Origin of the sequence: Caballeronia sp. (genome assembly GCF_028292365.1) — a bacterium.
Taxonomy (GTDB): domain Bacteria; phylum Pseudomonadota; class Gammaproteobacteria; order Burkholderiales; family Burkholderiaceae; genus Caballeronia.
Map to the genome: position 1 here is coordinate 1 of NZ_JAQGMM010000647.1, position 22,490 is coordinate 22,490.

24 protein-coding genes are annotated in these 22,490 nt (G+C 59.7%); 9 read left to right on the forward strand and 15 right to left on the reverse strand.

Features of this window, described 5'->3' with window-relative positions:
- Window positions 1–138: NADP-dependent isocitrate dehydrogenase (locus JWR14_RS37270; RefSeq protein WP_299719684.1), on the forward strand; the 138-nt coding region annotated here is incomplete at its 5' end.
- A gap of 159 nt (window positions 139–297) precedes the next feature.
- Here the strand turns inward: JWR14_RS37270 and JWR14_RS37275 are convergent.
- Window positions 298–993: a mobilization protein gene (locus JWR14_RS37275; protein WP_299719602.1), complete on the reverse strand. Its 696-nt coding sequence runs from the start codon at window positions 991–993 to the stop codon at window positions 298–300.
- 512 nt (window positions 994–1,505) lie between these two features.
- Here JWR14_RS37275 and JWR14_RS37280 point away from each other — a divergent pair.
- The gene (locus tag JWR14_RS37280; protein ID WP_299719605.1) at window positions 1,506–3,260 is read left to right on the forward strand and encodes a diguanylate cyclase; all 1,755 of its coding nucleotides are present in this window, start codon (window positions 1,506–1,508) and stop codon (window positions 3,258–3,260) included.
- 23 nt (window positions 3,261–3,283) lie between these two features.
- Here the strand turns inward: JWR14_RS37280 and JWR14_RS37285 are convergent, their stop codons facing one another.
- Window positions 3,284–4,207 carry a LysR family transcriptional regulator gene (locus tag JWR14_RS37285; RefSeq protein ID WP_299719607.1) on the reverse strand — a complete coding sequence of 308 codons (924 nt, stop codon included), beginning with the start codon at window positions 4,205–4,207 and terminating at the stop codon, window positions 3,284–3,286.
- 118 nt (window positions 4,208–4,325) lie between these two features.
- Here JWR14_RS37285 and JWR14_RS37290 point away from each other — a divergent pair, with 118 nt between their 5' ends.
- On the forward strand, window positions 4,326–4,979 hold the full coding sequence (locus tag JWR14_RS37290; RefSeq protein WP_299719609.1) for a DsbA family oxidoreductase: 654 nt from the start codon (window positions 4,326–4,328) through the stop codon (window positions 4,977–4,979).
- A 128-nt stretch (window positions 4,980–5,107) separates the two neighbouring features.
- Window positions 5,108–6,322, forward strand: a complete 1,215-nt coding sequence (locus JWR14_RS37295; protein ID WP_299719611.1) for an MFS transporter — start codon at window positions 5,108–5,110, stop codon at window positions 6,320–6,322.
- A 178-nt stretch (window positions 6,323–6,500) separates the two neighbouring features.
- Here the strand turns inward: JWR14_RS37295 and JWR14_RS37300 are convergent, their stop codons facing one another.
- The 4 genes from JWR14_RS37300 to JWR14_RS37315 all read right to left on the reverse strand — a co-directional run bounded on the left by JWR14_RS37300 (window position 6,501) and on the right by JWR14_RS37315 (window position 9,597).
- Complete coding sequence (locus tag JWR14_RS37300; RefSeq protein WP_299719614.1) at window positions 6,501–7,046, reverse strand: glutathione peroxidase; 546 nt, start codon at window positions 7,044–7,046, stop codon at window positions 6,501–6,503.
- Window positions 7,047–7,287: 241 nt separating this feature from the next.
- Window positions 7,288–8,376, reverse strand: coding sequence for a maleylacetate reductase (locus JWR14_RS37305; protein ID WP_299719616.1), 1,089 nt, complete (start codon window positions 8,374–8,376; stop codon window positions 7,288–7,290).
- Complete coding sequence (locus JWR14_RS37310; protein WP_299719618.1) at window positions 8,363–8,716, reverse strand: Dabb family protein; 354 nt, start codon at window positions 8,714–8,716, stop codon at window positions 8,363–8,365. The genes JWR14_RS37305 and JWR14_RS37310 overlap by 14 nt, the downstream gene beginning before the upstream one ends.
- The gene (locus JWR14_RS37315) at window positions 8,713–9,597 is read right to left on the reverse strand and encodes an intradiol ring-cleavage dioxygenase (protein WP_299719620.1); all 885 of its coding nucleotides are present in this window, start codon (window positions 9,595–9,597) and stop codon (window positions 8,713–8,715) included. The genes JWR14_RS37310 and JWR14_RS37315 overlap by 4 nt, the downstream gene beginning before the upstream one ends.
- A gap of 132 nt (window positions 9,598–9,729) precedes the next feature.
- Here JWR14_RS37315 and JWR14_RS37320 point away from each other — a divergent pair, with 132 nt between their 5' ends.
- Window positions 9,730–10,653 (forward strand): LysR family transcriptional regulator, encoded by a 924-nt coding sequence (locus tag JWR14_RS37320; protein WP_299719622.1) that lies wholly within the window; start codon window positions 9,730–9,732, stop codon window positions 10,651–10,653.
- Window positions 10,654–10,703: 50 nt separating this feature from the next.
- On the opposite strand, the gene JWR14_RS37325 is transcribed toward JWR14_RS37320, so the two are convergent.
- The 3 genes from JWR14_RS37325 to JWR14_RS37335 form a co-directional block, all read right to left on the reverse strand.
- Window positions 10,704–10,919, reverse strand: a complete 216-nt coding sequence (locus JWR14_RS37325) for a hypothetical protein (RefSeq protein ID WP_299719624.1) — start codon at window positions 10,917–10,919, stop codon at window positions 10,704–10,706.
- A gap of 33 nt (window positions 10,920–10,952) precedes the next feature.
- Window positions 10,953–11,243, reverse strand: a complete 291-nt coding sequence (locus JWR14_RS37330; protein WP_299719626.1) for a hypothetical protein — start codon at window positions 11,241–11,243, stop codon at window positions 10,953–10,955.
- A gap of 395 nt (window positions 11,244–11,638) precedes the next feature.
- Window positions 11,639–12,334 carry a TetR/AcrR family transcriptional regulator gene (locus JWR14_RS37335; RefSeq protein WP_299719628.1) on the reverse strand — a complete coding sequence of 232 codons (696 nt, stop codon included), beginning with the start codon at window positions 12,332–12,334 and terminating at the stop codon, window positions 11,639–11,641.
- 97 nt (window positions 12,335–12,431) lie between these two features.
- Here JWR14_RS37335 and JWR14_RS37340 point away from each other — a divergent pair, with 97 nt between their 5' ends.
- Both JWR14_RS37340 and JWR14_RS37345 read left to right on the forward strand, forming a co-directional pair.
- The gene (locus tag JWR14_RS37340; protein WP_299719632.1) at window positions 12,432–13,007 is read left to right on the forward strand and encodes an NnrU family protein; all 576 of its coding nucleotides are present in this window, start codon (window positions 12,432–12,434) and stop codon (window positions 13,005–13,007) included.
- 230 nt (window positions 13,008–13,237) lie between these two features.
- Entirely contained in the window at window positions 13,238–13,822 is a 585-nt protein-coding gene (locus tag JWR14_RS37345) for a TMEM175 family protein (RefSeq protein WP_299719635.1), read from the forward strand.
- Window positions 13,823–13,888: 66 nt separating this feature from the next.
- On the opposite strand, the gene JWR14_RS37350 is transcribed toward JWR14_RS37345, so the two are convergent.
- The 4 genes from JWR14_RS37350 to JWR14_RS37365 form a co-directional block, all read right to left on the reverse strand.
- Entirely contained in the window at window positions 13,889–15,652 is a 1,764-nt protein-coding gene (locus JWR14_RS37350) for an MOSC and FAD-binding oxidoreductase domain-containing protein (protein WP_299719637.1), read from the reverse strand.
- 161 nt (window positions 15,653–15,813) lie between these two features.
- A complete protein-coding gene (locus JWR14_RS37355; protein ID WP_299719639.1) occupies window positions 15,814–16,242 on the reverse strand; it encodes a YciI family protein in 429 nt (142 codons plus the stop codon).
- A gap of 137 nt (window positions 16,243–16,379) precedes the next feature.
- Window positions 16,380–17,300: an AEC family transporter gene (locus tag JWR14_RS37360; protein ID WP_299719641.1), complete on the reverse strand. Its 921-nt coding sequence runs from the start codon at window positions 17,298–17,300 to the stop codon at window positions 16,380–16,382.
- Window positions 17,301–17,366: 66 nt separating this feature from the next.
- Window positions 17,367–18,101 (reverse strand): hypothetical protein, encoded by a 735-nt coding sequence (locus JWR14_RS37365; protein ID WP_299719643.1) that lies wholly within the window; start codon window positions 18,099–18,101, stop codon window positions 17,367–17,369.
- 384 nt (window positions 18,102–18,485) lie between these two features.
- On the opposite strand from JWR14_RS37365, the gene JWR14_RS37370 reads away from it, so the two are divergent.
- Window positions 18,486–19,235 (forward strand): nicotinamidase, encoded by a 750-nt coding sequence (locus tag JWR14_RS37370; protein ID WP_299719645.1) that lies wholly within the window; start codon window positions 18,486–18,488, stop codon window positions 19,233–19,235.
- 67 nt (window positions 19,236–19,302) lie between these two features.
- On the opposite strand, the gene JWR14_RS37375 is transcribed toward JWR14_RS37370, so the two are convergent.
- Both JWR14_RS37375 and JWR14_RS37380 read right to left on the reverse strand, forming a co-directional pair.
- Window positions 19,303–20,013 carry an SDR family oxidoreductase gene (locus tag JWR14_RS37375; RefSeq protein ID WP_299719648.1) on the reverse strand — a complete coding sequence of 237 codons (711 nt, stop codon included), beginning with the start codon at window positions 20,011–20,013 and terminating at the stop codon, window positions 19,303–19,305.
- The gene (locus JWR14_RS37380; protein WP_299719651.1) at window positions 20,010–20,762 is read right to left on the reverse strand and encodes an SDR family oxidoreductase; all 753 of its coding nucleotides are present in this window, start codon (window positions 20,760–20,762) and stop codon (window positions 20,010–20,012) included. The genes JWR14_RS37375 and JWR14_RS37380 overlap by 4 nt, the downstream gene beginning before the upstream one ends.
- Window positions 20,763–20,949: 187 nt before the next feature.
- On the opposite strand from JWR14_RS37380, the gene JWR14_RS37385 reads away from it, so the two are divergent.
- Window positions 20,950–22,467, forward strand: a complete 1,518-nt coding sequence (locus tag JWR14_RS37385) for a PLP-dependent aminotransferase family protein (protein WP_299719688.1) — start codon at window positions 20,950–20,952, stop codon at window positions 22,465–22,467.
- Window positions 22,468–22,490: the final 23 nt, after the last annotated feature.

A 22,490-nucleotide genomic window follows, 5' to 3' on the forward strand; every position in this document is an offset into this window, starting at 1 on the left:
ATCGTGGCTGAGCTGTCGGCGGTCCAGGGTGAGGCAGCGGACATTGGCGGGTATTACAAGCCGGACTTTGCGAAGCTGGAGTCAGTGATGCGCCCGAGCAAGACACTGAACGCTGCACTGGCGGCAGTTCAGGCTTGAGGCGCTTGATTGGCGCGTAGCCAATGATCGCTATCTTCCAGCTTCGGCCGGAGGATAGCGGTGTTTCTCGCAGGAATCAGCGCGGATAGTTAAACAGAACTGTCCGCGCTTATTTTTACTCTATTTAGTTTGTATGACTATCTATTATCTGGCGACCCACTACAACGCCAGACTACCCATTTCTCCATAGGCCCGATTCAACCACACCTTGACACGCTGCCGCTCCAGCAAACCAAGCCCGGAAGCCGCTCGATCCTGGTGATTAACGGCCGCCCAAAAACTAACACCATGCTGATCGATTTTCTGCATCGTGGTATCGGGCAAGCGCCGCAGGCTGATCACGCTAGCACCCAGCGCTTTGGCCCGGGCGAGTTCCCCTGAGGCTTCCAGAATCTCGAACCGATCACCACGAACCTCATTCAGCACGAGCACCAGTTTGATCCGTCCACCGAACTGGTCGAGCCACTGCCGCAGCAGGTCGACCGAATCGCGCCCGGCGTCCATGACGTGCCACCAGGTCAGCGTCAACCCATGCTCTTGCGCGAGACCAACTACGTCGGCGTCATCAAGCCATTTGCCGAGAGACTGCTGCGTCTGCGCGGCAAGATCAACCAGGATGCGCCGCTGAGGATCCTCAAGCGCATGTTCAATGATGGGGTCAAGGCTATCGTGACGATCAAGCACGGCCGGTGCAGCAAAATCCGCATAGAACCGTAGTAGCGCGCCGTGCGATTTGTCGGTGTCGAAACCCGTGAACGGGATGCTCCGATCAACAAAATACTGGGCTAATACGCGGGCGACGAGCGATTTGCCGACGCCTCCTTTTTCGCCACCGATAAAGTGGATGTAGCTCATTTCTGCGGATCCTTTGTCGAGGCGCGGGCTGGGTGGAAAGAAGAGTATCGAGTTTCGATGACGTGACAGCGACTTAGGTAACAGCGGCTTAGGCTACACGGAAAAGAAATGCGTGACAGCATGCAGGCCGTGCTCTCGCATCGAATTGTTAAATCGGTTCGTTAGATCGGTTAAGTCGGACGGATGCCAGGACTGGAGTAGCCCGCATGAGTGGCGCATTCGCGGTTTAACTGACAAGACAGCAAATGAACGCATGTGCTCTTAGCCAATAAAGAAAGCGGCTAACGTGCCGTTAACTAAGGAAAATCATCTGCGCTTAAACCTTCCTCGACAACAGCTCCACAGTTCCGGATAGACAACTCGCTGGTTTTTTCGAAAGGAAACGGTCTAACGATCGTGTTTTGTCCGAGTAGACGATTCCGGCGGGCTGCGGTATGTTGAATCACCGGCTGCAATAAGTCGCCCTGTTTATAGAATGTGCCAGACAAGCGACCTGCTGCGAATTAACAAAAATGCCCTCAACCCGGATCTTGCTTGCCAAGCGACTTAAGCTGACAACGGCCGCTCTGTGCGTGCTGGTCCTGAGCCTTGCGACGCCCTTACTCCTGCATCAATCACGCGCCTATTCATTGGCGGAGAATGGGGTTCAATCACTAGTCCGCTTTCGCGCCGCATTACTCGCCATGGAAAGCGTATCGGCGGAACGTGGCCCCGCTAACGGCGCGCTAGGCGCAGACGCCCGGAATGCGCCGGCGTTGCGACTTCCCCTAATTAATGCGCGTGCCGAAAGCGACCGGCGCCTGGCGGTGCTGCGATCATTGATTGCAAGTGACGTGTGTCCCAACTGCACAATTGAACGTGCGTCTGTAGATGCAGTACAAACACAGCTTGTTGCTGCCCGCAAGCAAGTCGACAGCCTCATCGCTCAGCCCATAGAGAAACGTGACCATGATGCTGTCCTAAGCGCGGTCAACCAGATGATCGCCGTCATTCCCAATTTCGGGCCACTGGCAAATGCCAGCGGTGCCGGTATTGTGCGCGGCGATCCGAACGCACTGAATTGCGTCTTGACCGCTCGGTTGACCGCTCAACTTCGTGAACAGGCTGGGCTTCTGGGGTCGACCTTCACTGCGGCGCTGACCGCTCACCGGCCCCTGAGTGAAGCCGAACTATTCGCGCAAGAACGCGCTAAAGGACGTATTGACGAATTGCGCAGCCTGATCGCCGCCCGCGTGGAACATACACCCATCAGCGCAACCACGTATCAGCGCCTTACCAGCGCCTATTACGACAATGGCCTGAGCTACATGGCGCGCGTCCGCGAAATGGCAACGCGCCCGGAAGGAGCCAATCTCACGGCTGCCGAACTGGCTGCGGAGTATGTGCCGACCATGCGGCCCATCGTGCAATTTCGCGACTATGTGCTGGATCTGGCGGAAACCGAAGTCAAAGGACATCGCAATGAATCGCTGATGTTCCTGGTTGCGAGCGCGATTGGCACGGCGGGCGTTCTTTACCTTTTGCTGATTGCGTCCGTGTACTTCAGGCGGCGGTTCGTTCAACCGTTTATTGAAGCAGCGGACATCATCATGGCGATCGCCGATGGAAAACTCGAGACGCCCATTCCTCCCGGTGAACACCGGCTTGAGATCCGCAGCCTGTTCCACGCCATCCTGGTGCTGAAGGAAAACAGCATCGAAAAAATGCGGCTCGAGCATGAGCGCAATATTCTGCTGCGCGAACTCGAGACCGTTGCCGACACCGACTTCCTGACCCGCTTGCTTAATCGCCGCGCGTTCGAACGCAAGGCGACCGCCTCGCTAAGCCGGCGCACGGCGACAGAAGCCAAGCAAGTCCTCATCATGTTCGACGCGGACCGCTTCAAGCAGATCAACGACACCCTGGGCCACGCCGCCGGCGATCTGGCGCTGCAGACGATTGGAAGATTATGCAGCGAGATATGGCGTCAGCCGGACATCGTGGCACGCCTCGGCGGCGAGGAATTCGCCGTGCTGACAAAAGTCGATGATGCCAGCGAAGCCATTGGCGCCGCCAACGAATTGCGGCGGCGCCTGGCGGCTACCGCGCTGGAACTGGATGGCGTCCGCTTTACAGTCACGTTGAGCTTCGGGATCTCGCTGGCTTCCCAAACGGGGCGTGAGACGCTCGACGCCCTTCTGCTACGCGCCGACAAGCTGCTTTACAGCGCCAAGCTGGGCGGGCGTAACTGCATTGTGTCGGACATCGAAAGCTCGACCAGTCACTAGCCCCACTAGCACCCTGCTGCCGGTCATTCCACCGTGGGCGTTTGCACGCGTACGGCGAGGAACTGCACGAAGGTGCGTACCTTGCTCGAATGACGGCGATTCGGCAGGTAAGCCGCATAGATCACCGAATCGCCCGCATGCGGATTGACCTCGGTATTTTCAAAGAGGCGCAGCAGATGGCCGGCACCAATCTCCGGCGCCGCCAGCCACTCGGGCACCAGTGCAATGCCCCTGCCCGCGAGGACGGCTTCGAACAGCACGTCAGGATTATTGGCAATCAGGTGGCCGCGTACTTCGACCCGTTCTTCCGTGTCTCCATGGCGAAATGTCCACACCTGCCTTGTAGCCCGACGCGGTCCGCCATACGCGAAGCGCAGGCATTCATGATGAGTTAGCGCTTGCGGTTCGGCAGGCGTGCCGTGCCGCTCCAGGTACTCATGGCTCGCCACGACAAATCGCTTGTTGTCGGCCAGCTTCCTGACGATCAGGCTTTCATCGCGTGCGGGCAAGCCGATTCGAATCGCGACATCAATACGCTCGGCAGCCAGGTCGACATAGTGGTCGGCGACCACCACGTCGAGGACCACACGGGGATACTCGTTCAGGAAGGTAGCAAGATGAGGTGCCAGGCACAGCCGGCTATAGGCAGTCGGCACGGAGATACGCAGCGCGCCAACGGGCGCCGCGCCGCTATCGAAGATGCTGTCGTCGGCTTCAGCAAGATCGTCCAGCACCTTGGTGATCTGCTCGACGTAAGCGGTGCCGGCGTCGGTGAGGCTGACGCGCCGCGTGGTGCGCGTCAGTAGCGCGGTACCAAGCGACGCTTCAAGCGCATCCATCAGGCGTGTGACCGATGAAGTGGCCACTCCCAGACGCTGGGCGGCCTTGGAAAAGCCGCCGGCCTCGGCGACTTCCAGCAACGTCGTCAATGCGACCAGTTTGTCCACTTTGATGGCTCCGCTGTGCGAGCGTTGCGTGGCACGCAACGCGAGATTGCTCTGCGAACGTATTCTACTAACAAATTGCAATCGATATCCTGTGCGTAATCTTCCTCAGGAGCGCGCCGTGAAGGTCATCGAACTCTCTGTCAACTACGACTTTATTTGTCCGTGGTGCTGGATCGGCCATCTGAATCTGGCCTCGGGAATTCGCGCAGCCAACCTGCCGGTACCCGTTTCAATCGAGTATGTGCCGTTCGAACTGAACCCCGCGATGCCCGCCGATGGAATGGACCGGCGCAAATATCGGACGGCCAAGTTCGGCAGTTGGGTACGCTCGCAAGGGATGGACGCGCAGGTTGCGGCGACGGGTCTGGCTGCCAGCGCGCAATTCAACTACGACCGGGTCAGCAGGACGCCGAACACACGCCTCGCTCATCAGTTGATGCAGTACGCATCGAGCGTGGACGACGCGCGCAAGACCGAAGCGCTCTATGAGTCGATATTCTCCGCGTACTTCTCCGAGGGTCACGATATTGGCCTGCTTGGCACGTTGGTTGATATTGCAGTTGAAGCTGGCTTCGAGGCCGCCGCTACAGAAGAGTACCTTTTGCAAGGCCGAGGTCTCGCAGCGGTGCTCGCAGCGCAGCGACTGACTCAACAGCAAGGCGTTCGTTCGGTGCCGACCGTGTTCATCGCGGGCGAAGCGATCAGCGGCGCACAACCGCCGGCGGTATTCGCCAACGCGCTGCGGGCAGCGCTCGAACGGAGCACCACATGAACACGTCAGTGAAGCCGCGCGGGGTTATTGTCGGCGGATCGTCAAGTGGACTGTTCACGTGCCGCTTGAAAACCGCGTGATGAACATCGGCCATTAAAAACAGTTTCGACTACTGAAGGATCTATCACATGACGCCTAACGCACCTGCTGCCGGCCAGAACGGCGGCACAGTCAAGCTAACCCAGGGCATGATCGCACTGTTCGCGTTCTGCTGTGGCGCGATTGTCGCCAACCTCTACTATGCGCAGCCGATCACCGAGCTCATCGCGCCGGACATTCACATGTCCGGCGGGATGGCGAGCCTGATCGTCTCGCTTACGCAGATCGGCTATGCATTCGGACTGTTCTTCCTGGTTCCGCTCGGCGATCTGCTGGAGAACCGCAAGCTGATGATCACAACAGCCATTGTCTCGATCTTCAGTCTCGCCCTGGCAGCGGTCACGCGCCAGCCGGGCGCGTTCCTGGCGGTGTCGTTGCTGGTCGGCTTCAGTTCGGTGGCGGTGCAGATCCTGATCCCTCTGGCCGCTCATCTTGCGCCCGACGAATCGCGTGGCCGCGTGGTCGGCAACATCATGAGCGGTCTTCTGCTCGGCATATTGTTGTCACGTCCGATCTCAAGCGTGGTGGCCGGTCATTTTGGCTGGCGCACGGTATTCGGCTCGGCGGCCGTGTTGATGGCCATCGTGACGGCGGTCCTGGCGTTGACAATCCCGCGCCGCCAGCCCTCGCATCAGGCGACCTACTTTCAGTTGATTCATTCGCTTGGCGAGCTGGTTGTGACCTTGCCTATACTGCGTCATCGCGCGTTGTATCAAGGGTTGATGTTCGCCGCATTCAGCCTTTTCTGGACCGCGGTGCCGATCGAACTGACACGTCATTACGGCTTGTCGCAGAATGCGATTGCCGTGTTCGCGCTGGTCGGTGCAATAGGCGCCACGTCCGCGCCGGTGGCAGGGCGGCTTGCCGATGCCGGGCACTCAGTCCGCGCTACGTTGATAGCCCTCGTGGTCGGGGCGCTCGCGTTCACACCGGCACTGATTCATCCGGCGTGGGGCGTGGGCGGACTCGTGGTGACCGGTGTTGTGCTGGACTTCGCCGTGCAGATGAGCATGGTGCTCGGCCAGCGTGAGATCTATGCGCTGCACGCGGCCAGCCGCAATCGGCTGAATGCGCTTTATATGACCAGCATCTTCATTGGCGGCGCGATTGGGTCTGCGCTCGCCAGCAGCTTGTATGACCATGGCGGATGGACGTTGACCGCTATGGTCGCGAGCGTGTTCCCTATCATCGCGCTGATTCATTACCTGATGGTGGGCAGGTCGGTTGCAGCAGCAACCTCTTAAGCCTGGTTGAGCGCTCCTTGATGCGAACGGGAGTTCTTCTTACGCGACCGAGCAACGTTAAGCGCTATTCGCACTTGTTGCGTGTGGACTAAATGTCAGTTGCTGCGCGATGGGGTCGCCGGTCCTGCCGGCGGTCTCACCGCGCAGACGCAGCGGTATTGTCGAACCGTTGCTTAGCTTAGTTCGACAGTGCAGTTTCAATAGCCTCAAGCAGGCGTGGATCATCTGCCGTGACATCCGGCGAGAAACGGCCCGCCACGCGCCCGTCCCTGCCAATTACAAATTTCTCGAAGTTCCACAACACCTCAGGCGCGGGGTTAGGTTCAATGCCGTAGCCTTTGAGCCGCTCACGAAACGGGCCGTCACCCGTTGCGTCCGGCTGCGTGCTGGTCAGCGTCTGGTACAGCGGATGCTGGTCAGCACCGACCACGGATATCTTCGAAAACAACGGGAATTTCACGTCGTATGTCGAGCTGCAGAATTCCGCGATCTCGGCGTCGCTTCCTGGCTCCTGACCCTTGAAGTTGTTCGCCGGAAAACCCAGCACCTCCAGGCCCTCGGCCCGTTTGTCCTCATAGAGTTTTTCCAGGCCTTCGTATTGCGGCGTGAGCCCGCACTTGGAAGCTACGTTCACGATCAACAAGACCTTGCCCTTGAACGGCTCAAGCGTAAGCGCTGCGCCGTCGATGGAGTTCACGGGAATATCGTAGATTGTCTGGCTCATGTTTGGACTCGTTTGGACTCGTTTAGACTCAGTGGAGAAAGGGGTCAGGCAGGAATGAGGCGCTTCTGCGAATTCAGTTAAGCGCTGTCTATCCTACTCCGGAACCGTTAGTGGCTGCACGGGTCGGATGATCAACGTGCTTATTGCCCCGCTGGTTGCCCCACTACCGCGAGTTCACTTGCGGCAATCTTCGAGTTAGTTGTAGTCTGCAAGTCGATTGAACACGTCGAGTAAGACGGCTTCAGGTAATCGCGCCGCTGCACGCCGCTTGTGGCGGTACACCATCGAAAGCGTCCTGGAGCAGCGATCGAATCGCGTTGTATTCCACAGCGCGCGGATTCCAGTACGGATTGGCGCTCGCAATCTCCGCGGCCCGATCAAGCTCTCCCGCACTCATGCCGATGTCTTTAAGCGCGACCGTAGCGCCATTCGCCTTCGCGAGTTCATACACACCCATCGCTGCGTTGTCGTGTCCGAGTGCGCGCGCTATCCGCTTCATCGCGTCAGGCGCGGCACTCGCGTTGTAAGAGAGTGCATGCGGCAGGATGATGGTATGCGTCGCTGCGTGCGGCAGATTGAAACTTCCGCCAAGCGTATGACAGAGCTTGTGATGCAAGGCCATACCGACACTTCCCAGCACCGTGCCGCACAACCATGCGCCGTATAGCGCCTGCGATCTCGCGTGGCTATCCTCCGGATGCGCGACAATCACCGGCAATGCACGCGCCAGCGACGCAATACCCTCTTCCGCCATCAAGCTGGTGATCGGATTGGCATCGCGTGAATAGAGTCCTTCAGCTGCGTGCGCAATCGCATTGATACCGCTAGTCACCGACAGTTGCGCCGGAAGCGTCAGCGTCAATTCGGGATCGTAGATTACTGTCTTGGGAAGCACCCGCAAGTCGGTTCCGGTTCGCTTCAGGCCCGCTTCTGTCAAACCGAAAATGGGCGTCATCTCGCTGCCCGCGTAGGTCGTGGGAATAGCGAGTATGGGTAGATCCGATTCGAGCGCAATCGCCTTGCCAAGTCCAATGGTCGAGCCACCGCCCAGCGCAATTGCACAATCCGCATTTAATCGTTTAGCCAGTTCCCGGACTTCAACCGCGAGCTCCACTGGCACGTGCATGACCGCGCGATCGAAGATTCCCGCAGCACGCGTGCCAAGGCGTGCTGCGAGTGCTTCAGCAACATCACGATGTTGTGGAGAGCACAGGATCAGCGCACGCCCGGCGTTCAGGTTCAGCACTTCACGTTCAAGATGCTGCAGGCTGCCTGCGCCGAACACCACTCGCGCCGCCCGCGCCGAATAGACGAAGTCAAATGCGTGCATTTGCCGTCTCCGCGGTTGATAGTGAAGCCGGCGTCAAAGATTCGACCGCGTAGTCAACTTGAAACCGCGCAGTCCGGAGACGTCCAAGCTGCTGCCTCACGCGCAAATGCTCAGGATGATTGGCATAGGCATCAAGCGCGTGCTGGGATTCGAAATCGGCAACCAGGACAACGTCGCAGGCATAATCCGCGGCACTCGAATCCATGCCAACTTCCAGATGGATCATTCCGGGAATACGTCCTCGTAGCCCTTCGAAGCGGTGCTTGACGGTTTGACGCGACGCGAGGTTCTCCTCAGGCGTATCTCCACTCACGCGCCACATGACAATGTGCCGAATCATGCCGCAACCCCTTGGCGGTTGAGGACAAAGTCGTATTCGAGCGTATAGAACGGCGTGCTCATCACGGTGCCATCGGGCGCGATGCCGGGTTCGTGCTTTACCCATTCCACGACCAGGTTCGACCGCACACCGAACACCGCATCCGAATCCAGATACTGATCACCGTCGCGAAACACGTGCGTGATCAGCGTGTCGTAACCCGGCGCCTTGATCCAGAAATGCAGATGGGCGGGCCGCCACGGATGTCGTCCGAGCGCATCGAGCATTCTTCCGACCGGGCCTTCATGAGGGATCGGATAGGCCTCCGCGAGAATCGACCGGAAATGAAAGCGTCCGTCGGCTTGTGTGCGCAACTTGCCTCGTGCGCTATGCACCATGTTGCCAACGTCATCAGTCGTTTTCTGCACGTCGTAAAAACCGTCCTCATCCGACTGCCAGACATCGATTGACGCATCGGCAACAGGCTCGCCGTTCACACCGCGAACCTGACCCTGCACAAAACACGGTGCGCCCAACGCGCCGTTCGATACGTCATCGCCGTTCTGGTACTCCGGCGCGCCGTCTACAAAGAAGGGCCCCAATACCGTTGCCTCTGTGCACGCTGCAGGTTTCCTGTTGTTCTGCGTGGTGACCAGCATGGAAAGTCCCAGCGTGTCGGACAGCAGGACAAACTCCTGGCGTTTGTCGTCGGTGATATGGCCCACGTCGGTCAGGAATTTGATGGCCGTGAACCACTCGTCCTCGGTGAGCTTCACTTCGCGGGCGAATGCGTGCAGATGCTGCACGAGGCTCGTCATGACGGTATGCAGGCGCAGGTTGCCACATCCATCCATTGCTGCAAGGACAGCCTGCGTGATGGTGTCTTCGTCGATATTGCGCATTGCGGGTGTCTCCTTTTATAGCCGCCGCGGGTAATGATCAGCGAGCCTGATTCCGCCGATATTAGTCCTTGGTTCGCCGGAATAAAACGAGCGATAGTGAAATGATATTTCCACCTGGCGGAAAAATCTTTTATGGACCGATTCACCCAGATCGAATTTTTTGTCCTGACGGCGGAGACCGGCAGCCTTTCGAAAGCGGCGGAGAAGCTGAACATGTCGAACGCCGCGGCCAGCCGGACGTTGAGTGCGCTGGAGGAGCGGCTGGGTGCAAGGCTGGTCGAGCGAACCACGCGCCGGCTCTGGCTGACTGATGCCGGACGCGATTATCACCGGCGCTGCAGCACCATACTGGCGGAGATGGCCGAGGCTGATTCCGCCGCCGGCGACGCCGCGCTGAACCCGCGCGGCACGTTGCGTGTCACGAGTTCCGTCTCGTTCGCAATGATGCACATTGCGCCGTGGCTGCCCGAGTTCAGCTTGCAGTATCCGGAATTATCGGTGCAGATCGTGGCGGCCAACCGGTATCCGGATTTCATCGAAGCGGGCATCGACGTGGCCATTCGCACGCGTGAGTACGAGGGCGATTCCGGCATCACGGTGAGGCGTCTGGCCGAGACGCGACGCGTACTGGCAGCGTCGCCCGGATATCTGGCGAGGCATGGGCGTCCCAAGACACCCGACGACCTTGCGGGTCACCGCATGCTTGTCTATAACCTTGCGCTTGACCCCTACGTGCTGCACCTCACACGGGGAGAAGAAAGCCACGATATCCCGATCACAAGCGCACTGGATTCAAACGAGGGGCAGGTGATCTGCGCGGCGGGATATGCTGGCATGGGAATAGTGATTCAGCCGCTGTACATTGTTCATGACGATATTGTTGCCGGGCGTCTAGTGCCCTTGCTCGAAGACTGGCAACTACCCCGTCTCACCATCAATATCGCTTACCAGAGCAGGCGCCATCAGCCCGCTAAAATCCGCGTCTTCACCCAGGCGTTGATCGACCGTGTGGAGCAACTGGATCTTGCAAGGAAATGGAGCGCACTGCCTCCATGAGCAATCGGAATGCTCCATTGCAGCGGTTAGGCGTGTGAGCGCTTAAGCGCTTAGGCACCGATCATCTGTCTGGCGGCGGTTTCAGCCATCGCCAATGCTGCGTCAGCGTCGCGCACAGGGCGACCACAGCCGCGCCCCGTCACTCGCTCGATCGTCTTCATGTCACGAATCGTTGTGACGCGAATTGCGCCTTTAAACATCTGGCCGGGAGACGGCAGGACACAAGCCTCAACAGTAATGTTGCCCTTGGTTTGTTTGAAAGCCATAACATTCTCCATAAAAATTGGCATAGGCAACGATCAGTGGGACTCGCCATTAATGGCAAGTCCCGCCGGGCGCGCTTCAAAACGGTATTGAAGATGCTTGGGGTATTGCGCATCGACCACACGTACCAGACGGCTGATTTCATCCTTCAGTGCATCGACTCGCTCAACGCCCAGCAAATGCCCTGCCTTCACCAAGCCTTCACCGAATTTTTCGATCATCAACGCGGCCAGTGCCGGCGTTTCCGCGCCACGTGTCACGTCCTGCGCGCGGTTTCTCGCGTATCGTTGAATTTCTTCGATCAAAGCCGTAACGTCGTCGGTCATAGTACTCCCGCTTTTTATAGTGTCGATCTTGCGAAAACCGTACTTTTTTCGGATCGCTTGGTATTGTTGACCTTCCGCAGTAATTGCCGTGTCGAAAGAACGCTTGCCACCGTATACGTTCTGTAAAAACGATGCGCCGCAAGAACGTGCGTTATCTCCGACGCCTCAAGTCTCCGCGTCCGCCCCCAGCGGTCGCGCTGAGTAGAGTGAAACCCGCTCTAACCGCAGGTCGACGCGTCCTCGTCCATGGCGTCGATTGGTTCGCTATCCTCTATACGCGTCAGGATCATTTCAGCACGCGAGTTCCAGTGTCTCAATGCAGTCACGCGGTCTGCGTCCATCACAAATTCAAACGTGGTTTTCGGACTCAGCCGGCTTCGGAATCAAGGTGGCGGTCATCTTTCCTGGCACGCGAGCGGGTCGCTACTTCTTAGTTGACCGCCGCCCGACTTGAGAATGACATCGAGCAGTGACATTGCGTCCATGCCTTCAGCCAAGCCGCGGACTATGGCGTCGAGGCGTCCGTCAATCTGCAGCATGGCAAACCCGTGGACAAGTGCCCAGGCGGTCACGACCCGCGCGGCGCCGTCTGTGGACAGGGGGGCGTCGGGCTCTTGTGGCGCGCCGACCGCCGCGCGCAGAACCGACAGTGCGTCGCTCATCGCTTCGCGCAAACCCGGTCGTTCGAGGTCGAGCCGCTCGCTACGAAACATCAGCATGAAGAGACCCGGAAACTCCGTCGCGAACTCAACGTAGGCGCGCCCTTGGGCGGCAAGTCGCGCTTCGGGAGCGGCGGCCGCAGCAGCCGCTTCGAGCAGGCGACGCTCGAAGCGGCGAAAACCGACGGCGGCCAACTCGCTGAGCAGTCCGGTCACGTTGTCGAAGTGGTTCTTGGGCGCGGCGTGAGAAGCGCCGGCCTCGCGCGCAGCGGCTCGCAGCGTGAGCCCGCCAATGCCCTCGCGAACGAGGATGCGCTCGGCTGCTTCCAGCATTGCCTCACGCAATGCGCCATGGTGATACGGACGCTTGGCCACGGCGATTAATGGTTGTTTGGGTTGTTTGGCTGGTTTGCTTGTCTTTTTGATCGTCATCTGTTTCCGCCAATGTTGACGTCGTCAATTTTAGCTTGACGAACATAAGCACAGCATCTATTTTAAATGTTGCTATCGTCAACATTCAATCGAACCTATGACAATCTTCGTTGCAGGTCTCCTGGTTTTCCTCGGTATTCACTCCATCTCCATCGTCGCGCCACGCTGGCGGGACGCGCAAGCCACGCGGATGGGCGAGTACGGGTGGAAAGGACTGTACGCGCTGGTGTCGATCGCGAGTCTCGTCACGATGATCTACGGTTACGGCATCGCGCGACAAACACCGGTCGTGGTCTACGCACCGCCGCTGCCGCTGCGGCACCTCGCGTTTCTGCTCATGTTGCCGGTATTTCCTCTGCTGATTGCGGCTTATCTGCCGGGTCGCGTTAAACGCCTGACCCGAAATCCGATGCTGCTCGCCGTGATCTTGTGGGCGGTAGCACATTTGGTCGCCAACGGTACGCTGAACGATCTGCTGCTGTTCGGCGCTTTCCTCCTCTGGGCAGTGGCGGACCTGATCTCGGTCAGCCGACGCCCCAACGTCCGCCCGGTGCCGGGCGCGCCGGCTTCGGCGATGAACGATGTGATTGTGGTCGTCGCGGGATTGGGGCTGTACGCGTTCATGCTGCTGTGGGCCCATACGCGTGTGGTGGGCGTGTCGCCGCTCGGCTGAATGCGGCGGGGTTTCAAAGCGATGCGCATGCCGCTGCAGAGCTAAAGACCCACCTGACATCCGGGCTTATATGCAAGCGTGGGGACAAGGCGTGAAGAACCAGTCCGGTTCGGCTATCGAAATGCTCTGGATGAGTGTCCTGGCAATGCCGGTTCATATTTGCAGAAACCATCCGCAGCGTCAGCTTGACCAAGCTTGACTGACCGCTTGCTCATCCCAGGGAACTCGCCATGCGTGAAGCGAAAGAAACCGCCGAACGTCTAAATGCTTTTTCAGACGGCGTCTTTGCAGTGATCGTGACCATCATGGTGCTGGAACTCAAGGCACCCGAAGAGCGTTCGTTCTCAGCCTTGTTGCCTCTCTGGCCTATCGCCCTCAGCTACGCGGTAAGCTATCTTTTCATCGCGATCATCTGGATCAATCACCATCACCTGATGCGGTTCGTCGGTCCGCCGACGCTGACAATGATATGGACCAACTTCATTCATCTCTTCCTCGTCTCGCTGCTGCCCTTCGCGACCGCGTGGACAGCAAAGACCCAGCTTGCATCGCAGTCCGTCATATTTTATGCAGGCCTGTTCATATGCATCGACATGGCGTACAACGCCTTCGAATACCAGGCATTGACCAATGCGGACGCCGCCGTGGTGTCCGCGCGGACGCGGCGTACGGCGCGGGTTCGATCGCTCATCGCCCTCGCGGGTTTCACGACCGCCATGCTGGTGGCGATCGTCGCCCCGCGCCTCGGGTTCGCTGTGATATGCGTAGCTCTGACGCTCCACCTGCGGCCAGATTTCCCGCAGATTGGTGCGTGACCGTTCTCTATGGGCAGCGCCGCTGAAAGATCCGCTCGTCACCCAAAGGGGCAAACAGATTTGCGCTCACAAATCAATGACGATGTCCCCAGTTGGCTGGGCGCAGCAGACAAGAACGTTCCCCTGCGCAGGCATGTCGAGCGGTTCCGGACCATAGCTGACCGTCCCTGAAACCAGTCCGCTTTCACAGTTATGACAAACCCCGGTTCGACACGACCATCGAACCGGTACGTCACACGCTTCGGCCAGATCCAGGATGCTCGGATGCAGCGCCGCATTCCAGTGCGCCGCGATGCCACTGCGCGCGAATGAAACGAGTGGCCCGGTGTCGGCATCCTCTTCCGGCAGATGTGGCGCACGCGCCGTAGCGCCAACGATTCCGGGTGTCATCGCCTCACCGCCGCTGAAGATTTCGGCGTGAACCCGCTCCGGCGCGACGCCCAGGTTAGCGAGGGCCATTTTTATGTCCGCCATGAAGCGCGATGGGCCGCAGAGGTAGAAATTCGCCTCTCGCGGCACGCCTGCCTCGTCGAGAGCCGCCCGCGACAGGTGACCGGTCGCATCAAAATCGTCCCCCACGCGCTCGCTCGACCCCGGCCTGCTGTAGCAGACATAGCTGCGCGCATGCGTCAGTGCGTGCACAAGACCACGGGCTTCATCCGCGAATGCGTGGTGCTGCCGATCGTGGGCGCCGTGCAGCCACCACACCTGCCGCGTCGAGCCCGCCGCGGCCACAGCGTGCAGCATGGCAAGAACGGGCGTCACGCCTATTCCAGCGCTGAGCAGCACCAGCGGACCGTCTCCCGGCTGCAGAACAAAACTGCCGCGCGGCGCGCTGACGTCGAGTGCTTCGCCCACATGGACCTGCGTTCGCAGGTAGGTTCCCGCTGCCCCATTCGGCTCGATCTTGACGCTAATCCGATAGCGTTCTGTCGATGCGGCGCCTGAAAGCGAATAGCTGCGAAAGAGTGCCGGGCCGCCGTTGGGCCGTGGCAGACGCAACACCACATACTGGCCGGGTAGCGCCGATTGCAGCGCTTGGCCGTTCATGCTCTGCAACGTCAGTGAGAGCACATCGGCGGACACCGGTTCGATCGCCGTCACCGTGAGCGGTCGAAATCCGGGCGCGACCGGATGCGCAGCGACGGCAGGCGCAAGTCCCGCGTTCCCACTCGCACCACCCTTCGCCGTGTCCCGCAGCAACGCCTCGAATGACCCGCGCCACCCGGGCGAAAGTGCATCGATGCGCAACGCCTGTTCCAACCGATCGCGCGGATGATGGGACGAATACAGAAGCGCGTTGATCTCGGCGACACTCATGCGCTCTGCTGCCTCACCGACTTTCATGATGTCGTCGCCAGCGCCGACGGCACCCTCCTGCAAGACGCGGAAATAGAATCCGGGCCGCCCGCTGGATGTCAGCAACGCAGGCATGCGGGGCTCGTTCGTCCGAATGCCGACGCGGTAGCACGTCACCCGGGGTTGCGTCACCTCGAACAAGGCGGTGCCGATCCGATAGCGGTCGCCGATGCACACTGCGGAGTCCGGCATGCCTTCGATCGTGAAGTTTTCGCCGAATTGTCCGTAGACGAAACCGGTCCGCTTCAGTTGCGCCTGCCAATGGCGATACGATTCGATCTGGTAGACGAACACGGCCCGCTGCTCGCCTCCGTGTCCGGCCAGGTCACCCTGGCCATCTCCAGTCAGATTCAACCGGCCGGCCCAACAACGCTCATGCACCGGCTCCTTCCAGATTGCGGTGTGGACCGTACGGCCTTTCCAGTCAATATCGCGCGGCAGTCCGACATTCACCGATAGCAGTCGAGCCATGCTTCCCCCTTCGATCATGAGAGTCCGCCCGGAACGCCAGCTCGCGGCCAGCTCGCAACTGTTAGCAGACCGGGAGTATCACTTGCAGCGAAGATCCGCGATGAGTCGATTTGCGCCAGCCAAATCGGATAGTCACGAAGACGCTGCGCCGCGTAACGCCATTAGCGACGTTGCGCGTCGATCTCCTTGCGCAACCGCCTTTCGGTCTCCTGGAGTTCGGGTGTAAACGCTTCACCGAAGTCCGCAGGCTCGAAGAAGGGTCGAATTTCGATTTCAGATTCGCTTGGCATCGGGTTCGGGCAGCGGCGAACCCATTCGATCGCTTCGTCCATCGACTGGACTTGCCAGAGCCAATACCCGGCAATCAGTTCTTTAGTTTCGGAAAAGGGACCGTCAACGACCGTTCGGTCTTTGCCAGAAAACTTGACGCGCACGCCCGCCGAGCTCGGTTTCAGTCCGTCGCCACTTTGCATGATGCCCGCTTTGACGAGTTCTTCGTTGTATCGGCTCATCGCTTCGATAAGTTCCATGCTCGGCATTTGACCGGCTTCGGATTCCGGGGTCGCCTTGACCATGACCATCACACGCATTTCGTTTCTCCCGTAAAAAAGTGATTCTCTCGGATTATCCCGAGAAGACCTGCGGTGCCTTCAACACGACGACGAATGAACGCGCTCAAATTCGACAGCCAACTTCCTCGATGCTCAAAAAAAGATTGAACGCCGCGCTACAGAACGTAAAGCCAACCGAGCAGCGTGATGACTGAAAAGAGCGTAGTCATCGAGATCACTGCGCCCACTACAGTCTTTTCGACGTCGTACTCAACCGCGAGCACGTACGCGCTCTTGGCGGTGGGCACGGCAGAGCACACAACGGCGGCGATAGTCGCAGTCCGGCCGAGATCTGCCGCAACGCAAAGTGCGTAGACCACGAGCGGCATGATGGCCAGCTTGAGCGCCGTCAGCAACGCATAGAGACCCAGGCGTTCGCGCAGTTCGGTGAGTGTCAGATCAAGTCCAATGGCGAACAGCGCGCATGGCGTCAAGGCTTCCCCAAGCATCGTGAGAATCGACGCGACCGGTCCGGGCAGTTGCGAACCGAGGATCGACCAAAGCAGTCCGAAAATCGTGGCAAGGATGACGGGATTGGTGACGACTTGCCGTATCAGCGCGGCCGTCCGTACGTTGTGCGATGTGTCGTATCGCCCGATCTCGAGCAGCAGAACCAGTATCGGAAACATCATCGCGCCGACAAATACGGTCGCAATCGCCGCTGAGAGCACGCCTGGCTGGCCAAAAAGCGTCTTCAATATAGGGAGCGCCACGAATCCGGTGTTCGTCATCGACACGGCCGCGGCCAGCATTGCGCTCTTTCCCACGCCTGCGCCGCACGCAATTCGCACAAACATCATCACGGCCGCAAAGCAGATCAGGGAACCGCCGCCGAACGCAGCAAGAAAGCGCCAGTCAAGGAGCGAGTGAAGCGACTCGTCGGCAATCGTCTGGAAGACCAGGGAGGGCATTGCCACGTAGTAGGCAAAGCGCATCAGCGGCGCGGCCAGCGCGCGCGGCAGGTAGCCTGAGGCGCCGGCAAGCCAACCCATCAGGATGATGGCAAAGATCGGAAGTATGGTGCCGGCGAGATGCATAGCGACCTCCCGTAGCGTGGATTGGGATCGACCCGCACCCCATCCACGACCTTCTTTCTGCCGGTGCTAAGCCCCCAGGCGTGATTCGGCAATTCGCTTCAGATCATCGGGAGTTGTAGCAGATTTAGCCAACTGCTCAAGCAAGGCTGCGGCTCTCTTTTCGTCTTTCGGTCCACCATCGCCAAGATCCAGGCTCGTCGCCAGGTTGAGTATCGACCGGGGCAGCCCTCGCCGGGCCAAAGCCTCGAGGAGATGACGAGCCACTTCGGGTTCCCGGTTTCGGTTGCCGCTTAGCAACTCATCAGCAATCGATTCCGCAAACCTCAGCGAGCTCTCGTTTTCGGTTCTGCGTATGCCGGTCGTGAGCGCTTGTTCGAAGCGGCCAACAGGCTGGTGCGCGGCGTGAGCCAACGTGCTTAGCGCCTCATGAAAACTCATTTCTTCCTTTGAACCGGCAAACGGCGTTTCGGTTGAGTCGCCGCCCTCTTTTTGCGGATTCGCGGCCGATGGTTGCCACCATCGAACAAAGTCGTCCGCGGATTCACCGTGAAGATCAATGGACGATGCGACCAATTTCGACGCCTGATAGTCGCGTCTCTCGGTCAGCGTCACGCTGTCACATGCCTCGTCAAGCGCGGAAGCTGCTTTGCTGCCCAGCTCGCTGTGGAGCTCGGTCCAGTCTTTATAGCCGAAGATTTCCGAGGTTACCTGTCGCGCCTGAGATTCCTTCAGCGAAAGGCGGTATTTGAGCCGATCGACGGCCCGCGTCGGGATGGACGCGTTCTGGAAGTAAATACGCATGACTTAGGTCCGGGTTTCTGTGCGAACGAGCCTCCACAGCCGGCACGGAATCAAAAGGGACGGCGAAGCGGCGCAGGGGACGTGATACTTCGGCAGAAAAGATACCGCCGGCGCCTCATGCAGTCAATCCCATTCCAGGAGTTGCATCCAGCTTCGACAGCGCGAAAACCAATTGATTTGCGTTTTCCATTCCATCCAGGTCGAACTGAGACGGGCACAGTCGCCTTGACCCGTTGTTCCAAGCTGGCGTTCTTTCGCCTGCGCCGCGGATTTTTATGCAACCGTTTATGCGGGGGCTTTCGACGAGACAGGTGCATCAAGATGAAGCGTGTAATAAATTTGGCGCCTCTATGATCGTGACTTCAATCGAAAAAGGGATTCGCCATGGGAGAAAACCATCGCAGGACACTGATCAAGTCGACCGCCGCGCTCGGCCTGGCGCATCTTTTTGGCCTTGCAAGCCTGAGCGTTCTGGCAGCATCGACACCATCAGGCAAACACATCAAGCCCGGCAGTAAATCTGCATTGATCGTCGTGGACGTGCAAAATTGTTTCATCGACGGCGGAACGTTGCCAGTGAAAGGCGGCGCCGAGGTCGTGCCACTCATCAACGAGTTGGCTGGCAAGTTCGAGAACATTGTCATCACGCAGGACTGGCACACGGCGGGACACGCGTCGTTCGCCAGTTCCCATCCCGGCAAGAAGCCGTTCGAGACGACGCAGTTATCGTACGGCACGCAGGTCTTGTGGCCGGATCATTGCGTGCAGGGCACCGACGACGCCGCGCTCGACAAGGACCTCAAGCTACCGACTGCACAAGTGATCATACGCAAGGGTTTTCGCAAGGACATGGATAGCTATTCCGCGTTCGAGGAAGCCGATCACAAGACAGAAACCGGCCTCTCGGGATACCTGAAGCAGCGGCGTATCGACACCGTGTTCGTGACCGGACTAGCGACTGATTTCTGCGTTGCATGGACAGCAATGGACGCCCGCAAGGCGGGGTTTCAGGCTTATGTCATTGAAGACGCAACGCGTCCGATTGACCTCAACGGCTCACTTGCGGCTGCACGAAAAAACATGGATCGCGTGGGCGTAAAGCGGATTCAGTCAAAGGATATCTTGTCGACGTGAGCGGTCGGTGAAGATGTATTTTCTATAGGAATACGAAAGGGCACCGGTTTGCGGTGCCCCATCAATTTCAGTGACCCGCGCTCTGACCGCCGTCGACGTGCAGGATTTCTCCCGTGATGAACGGAGCAGAATCAAGGAACAGGATCGCGTCGGCGATATCGCTCATCTCGCCCATGCGCCCGAGCGGATGAAAGGCGCCCAGCGCTTCATGCGTTTCCGGCGCGTGCATTGTCGTCCTGATGATCCCCGGCGCGACGGCATTCACGCGAATACCTTTCCTGGCGTACTCGATCGCCAGTGACTTCGTGGCGGCGTTCAGACCGCCCTTCGTCAGGGCGGCCAGTACCGAATACACGCCGCTGATCGCAGCGTCAACGGCGCTGGAGGTCACGCTCACCACGTGGCCGCTCGACTGCTTTTCCATTTCGGCGATCGCGAGCTGCGTGATGTAAAAAAAGCCCGCCATATTCACGTTCACCACAGCGGCGAAGTCTTCCGCGGTGTGTTCGGTGAAAGGCTTGCCGATGTAAATGCCGGCGTTGTTCACCAGCGTGTCGATCCGGCCAAACTTGGCGACGCCTTCGGAAATGACCCGTTGGGCGGTTGCCGGGTCACCAATATCACCGGCAACAGTCACAATGTTCGCGTCATCCGACGGTTTGATCGAACGCGCGGTCGCAACAATGCGGTAGTCGAGTTTCCGAAATGCCTTCACGACTTCGGCGCCAATGCCTTGCGATGCACCGGTAACCACGACAACCTTTTGTGATGTGCTCATGCTTTTTTAGCCTGTGCGAGCCACTGGTCGAGACTGACGCGGCCGATCCGCGCTTCGCCGAGCGGCACGAGTGATTGTTCCTCGACATAGCCACCGTAGTAGCGCGCATCGCGATCCGTCACCACCGGGCGCGCGTCGCCTACTGATTTCAGATAACGCGTGACGATCTCCGCGAAGGGCGCGCGGTCTGGGCCGGCGATGTCGACCTTGCCGTTCAGCGGCGCGGCGAGCGCGACCTGCGTGAGGATCGCAGCGACATCGTCCACGGCGATCGGCTGAAACAGTCCTTCGCCGATGCGCACCGTGCCGCCGTCCGTGCCGAAATCTGCGATACCCCCAATGAACTCCATGAACTGAGTCGCGCGCACGATCGTGTATGGCACGCCCGCCGCCTCGATCACCTCTTCCTGCGCGACCTTGGCAACGAAATACGCGTTCTCCGGCGTACGGTCGCAGCCGACGATCGATAGCGCGACGTGATGGCGCACCCCTGCGGCCACTTCGGCCTTGCCGAGGTTACGCGCCGAGGTGCGGAAGAAGTCGAGCACCGCCTGCGGCTCCCATGACGGCGCGTTCGTCACATCCACCACGACGTCCGCGTCCACGAGCGCGTTGCTCAGGCCCTCACCCGTCACAGCGTTCACACCGGTACTCGGCGATGCAGCGAGCGCCTCATGGCCTGCCTCGCTGAGCAGCTTGACTACACGCGAGCCGATCAGGCCGGAACCACCGATTACGACGATTTTCATGGCAAATTCTCCAGATGAAAGTAATTGAACGTGCGAGGCACTGGCGGGGATCGTATTGCGTGAAGTGTTCGCCGCGGTCGCATCGTGTGGGGGTATTGTGGGAGCATCATGTTCTACCGAAAAGTGACAAGAACAGTCGACCTGACTAGTCCAAGTTGTTTGCCCTCCTCTTGCCCGCGAGACCGTTATTACCGTGCCGACACCCGCATTGACCATCGAAATCGATCGGCAGCATCACTTGCCGATCTATCTGCAGATCTGCGAGCGTTTCAGGACCGCGATTGCCGCGGGGCACCTGCGTCCCGGCGATCGCGTGCCCGCGCTGCGCAGCCTCGCCACGCAACTGAACACGGCGCGCGGCACGGTCGAGCTGGCCTACACGATCCTCGTCGACGAGGGCTACCTGCAGATGCGCGGCGCAGCGGGTACGGTCGTATCACCGTCGCTGCCGGCATCGGTGATGCACTCATCGCGTGCGCAAGAGGTTCAGGGCGCGCACGGTAGCCGGGGCACCAAAGATGCTGGCACGCCGGAGACGCCGCGCGGCCAATCGGCGCCGCGCCCGTTGCCCATCGCCGTCGCCATGAGCGGCGCGCCGAGGCCGTTGCAACCAGGCATGCCCGCGCTCGACGCGTTTCCAGGAAAGGTGTGGAACAAGCTCGTTTCCTATCGCGCGCGTAGCGGTGGGCGTGAGATGTTCGCCTACCCGGATCCTGCCGGTTACCGGCCGCTGCGGGAACATATCGCCACCTATCTCGGGCTGTCGCGCGGCGTGACCTGCGTGCCGGAACAGGTGTTCGTTACCGGCGGCTACCGTGCGACTCTTGAGCTCGTGTTGCGCAGTCTTGCCCGCCCGAACGATAGCGTGTGGTTCGAGGATCCCGGCTATCTGCTGGCGCGCGGTTTTCTCGCCGAGACCGGCGTGCAGCTCGTGCCGGTGCCGGTGGATAGTGAAGGCATCGACGTGGAGCGCGGCACGCTGCTGGATGCCCAGGCGCGCTTCGCACTGGTCACGCCGTCACATCAGAGCCCGCTCGGGCACACGCTGTCGCTCGCAAGACGCGTGGCACTGCTGGAGTGGGCCGAGAAAGCGTCCAGTTGGATCGTCGAGGATGACTACGACAGCGAGTTCCGGTATCTGGGCCGGCCATTGCCGGCTTTGAAGAGCCTCGACCGGCGCGATCGCGTGATCTATTGCGGCACGTTCAGCAAGGTGATGTTTCCCGGTTTGCGGCTCGCGTATGCGGTGGTGCCGGAGCGGGCCGTCGAGCGCGTCGGGCGGGTGGCGCACAGCATGAACGCCGGATCGCCGACGCTATTGCAGGCGGCCGTGTCGGACTTCATTGAGCAGGGCCATTTTGCGCGGCATCTGAAGCGGATGCGCGCGTTGTACAGCGAGCGGCGCATGCTGATCGTGCACGCGCTCGAGGAGTCGTTTGGCGAGCGGCTGATTGTCGAGTTGCCGCCAGGCGGAATCCAGTTCGCGGTGCAGTTCGCCGAAGGCCCCGACGGCCCGGTCGACGACATCGCCGTCGCCGGACGCGCCCGCGAGGCGGGGCTCGCGGTGCTGCCGCTTTCGATCTGGTACGCGAACAGCCGCGTGGGCCGCACGCCGCGCGGCCTTGTGATGGGCTTTGCGAACATTGCCGATGCGGAAGATGCAGGCCGTCTCGCGCGGACGTTGCGCGCGTGTCTGGACATCTGACGCCCGGAGCATGTGTCCTGAGC

Coding starts and splice junctions, on each gene's coding strand:
- JWR14_RS37340 (WP_299719632.1), top strand. CDS start 12,432: ATGACAATCTTCGTTGCAGGTCTCCTGGTTTTCCTCGGTATTCACTCC.
- JWR14_RS37330 (WP_299719626.1), bottom strand. CDS start 11,243: ATGACCGACGACGTTACGGCTTTGATCGAAGAAATTCAACGATACGCG.
- JWR14_RS37360 (WP_299719641.1), bottom strand. CDS start 17,300: ATGCATCTCGCCGGCACCATACTTCCGATCTTTGCCATCATCCTGATG.
- JWR14_RS37355 (WP_299719639.1), bottom strand. CDS start 16,242: ATGCGTGTGATGGTCATGGTCAAGGCGACCCCGGAATCCGAAGCCGGT.
- JWR14_RS37365 (WP_299719643.1), bottom strand. CDS start 18,101: ATGCGTATTTACTTCCAGAACGCGTCCATCCCGACGCGGGCCGTCGAT.
- JWR14_RS37320 (WP_299719622.1), top strand. CDS start 9,730: ATGGACCGATTCACCCAGATCGAATTTTTTGTCCTGACGGCGGAGACC.
- JWR14_RS37380 (WP_299719651.1), bottom strand. CDS start 20,762: ATGAAAATCGTCGTAATCGGTGGTTCCGGCCTGATCGGCTCGCGTGTA.
- JWR14_RS37315 (WP_299719620.1), bottom strand. CDS start 9,597: ATGCGCAATATCGACGAAGACACCATCACGCAGGCTGTCCTTGCAGCA.
- JWR14_RS37310 (WP_299719618.1), bottom strand. CDS start 8,716: ATGATTCGGCACATTGTCATGTGGCGCGTGAGTGGAGATACGCCTGAG.
- JWR14_RS37295 (WP_299719611.1), top strand. CDS start 5,108: ATGACGCCTAACGCACCTGCTGCCGGCCAGAACGGCGGCACAGTCAAG.
- JWR14_RS37300 (WP_299719614.1), bottom strand. CDS start 7,046: ATGAGCCAGACAATCTACGATATTCCCGTGAACTCCATCGACGGCGCA.
- JWR14_RS37280 (WP_299719605.1), top strand. CDS start 1,506: ATGCCCTCAACCCGGATCTTGCTTGCCAAGCGACTTAAGCTGACAACG.
- JWR14_RS37335 (WP_299719628.1), bottom strand. CDS start 12,334: ATGACGATCAAAAAGACAAGCAAACCAGCCAAACAACCCAAACAACCA.
- JWR14_RS37345 (WP_299719635.1), top strand. CDS start 13,238: ATGCGTGAAGCGAAAGAAACCGCCGAACGTCTAAATGCTTTTTCAGAC.
- JWR14_RS37325 (WP_299719624.1), bottom strand. CDS start 10,919: ATGGCTTTCAAACAAACCAAGGGCAACATTACTGTTGAGGCTTGTGTC.
- JWR14_RS37305 (WP_299719616.1), bottom strand. CDS start 8,376: ATGCACGCATTTGACTTCGTCTATTCGGCGCGGGCGGCGCGAGTGGTG.
- JWR14_RS37375 (WP_299719648.1), bottom strand. CDS start 20,013: ATGAGCACATCACAAAAGGTTGTCGTGGTTACCGGTGCATCGCAAGGC.
- JWR14_RS37370 (WP_299719645.1), top strand. CDS start 18,486: ATGGGAGAAAACCATCGCAGGACACTGATCAAGTCGACCGCCGCGCTC.
- JWR14_RS37275 (WP_299719602.1), bottom strand. CDS start 993: ATGAGCTACATCCACTTTATCGGTGGCGAAAAAGGAGGCGTCGGCAAA.
- JWR14_RS37350 (WP_299719637.1), bottom strand. CDS start 15,652: ATGGCTCGACTGCTATCGGTGAATGTCGGACTGCCGCGCGATATTGAC.